Source organism: Frigidibacter sp. MR17.24, assembly GCF_037095655.1.
In the GTDB taxonomy this organism is placed as follows: domain Bacteria; phylum Pseudomonadota; class Alphaproteobacteria; order Rhodobacterales; family Rhodobacteraceae; genus Frigidibacter.
The window spans coordinates 1-1113 of record NZ_JBAWKE010000031.1 but is presented as its reverse complement, the minus strand read 5'-3'; the positions used below and the strand labels follow the sequence as shown (position 1 = coordinate 1113).

The window sequence follows — 1113 nt, the reverse complement described above, 5'->3', positions numbered from 1 at the left end:
CCGAACATCATGAAGGCGAAGAAGAAGCCGCTCGAGGAGAAGACCGCCGCCGATTACGGCGTCGATGTCTCGCCGCGGCTGACCATCGTCAAGACCACCGAGCCCGCGGGCCGCAAGGCCGGGGTCAAGGTCGCCTCGGTCGACGAGCTGATCGCCAAACTCAAAGACGAAGCGGGGGTGCTCTGATGGCCGTGCTGATCCTGGGTGAAGTGACCGACGGCACGCTGTCGGTCGACGCGACCGCCAAGGCCGTCGCCGCCGTGACCGCGCTCGGCCCCGTCACCGTGCTGGTGGCCGGCGCCTCGGCCGCCGCCGCCGGTGCGGAGGCCGCCAAGATCGAGGGCGTCGCGAAGGTGCTGGTGGCCGAGGACGCGACGCTGGGCCACCGCCTGGCCGAGCCGACCGCGGCGCTGATCGTGTCGCTCGCGGGCGATTACAGCCACATCTGCGCGCCCTCGACCTCGGACGCGAAGAACGTGCTGCCGCGGGTGGCCGCGCTTCTGGACGTGATGGTGCTGTCGGATGTCTCGGCCGTGGTCGATGCCGACACGTTCGAGCGCCCGGTCTATGCCGGCAACGCGATCCAGACGGTGAAGTCGGGCGACGCGACCAAGGTCTTCACGATCCGCACCGCCAACTTCTCGGCCGCGGGCCAGGGCGGTTCGGCGCCGGTCGAGACCGTGGGCGCGGCCGCCGATCCGGGCCTGTCGGCCTGGGTCGAGGACAAGGTGGCGGCCTCGGACCGCCCCGAGCTGACGAGCGCGAAGATCGTGGTCTCGGGCGGGCGCGGCGTCGGGTCGGAAGAGAACTTCGCGATCATCGCGGCGCTGGCGGACAAGCTGGGCGCGGCGGTCGGCGCCTCGCGCGCGGCGGTCGATTCGGGCTATGCGCCGAACGACTGGCAGGTCGGGCAGACCGGCAAGGTCGTGGCCCCCGAGCTTTACGTCGCCTGCGGCATCTCGGGCGCGATCCAGCACCTTGCGGGGATGAAGGACAGCAAGGTCATCGTCGCGATCAACAAGGACGAGGAAGCCCCGATCTTCCAGGTCGCCGATTACGGCCTGGTCGGCGACCTCTTCCAGCTCGTCCCGGAACTGACCCAGAAGGTCTGAT

General features: G+C 70.0%; 1 protein-coding gene and 1 pseudogene. Both read left to right on the top strand.

Translation table 11 applies throughout. The annotated features are described in order from the left end of the window. Nucleotides 1–186: pseudogene (locus V8J39_RS23515) on the top strand (electron transfer flavoprotein subunit beta/FixA family protein); the annotation flags it as partial. After that, nucleotides 186–1112 (top strand): electron transfer flavoprotein subunit alpha/FixB family protein, encoded by a 927-nt coding sequence (locus V8J39_RS23510; protein ID WP_336463406.1) that lies wholly within the window; start codon nucleotides 186–188, stop codon nucleotides 1110–1112. The pseudogene V8J39_RS23515 and the gene V8J39_RS23510, both read left to right, overlap by 1 nt. Nucleotide 1113 lies beyond the last annotated feature (1 nt).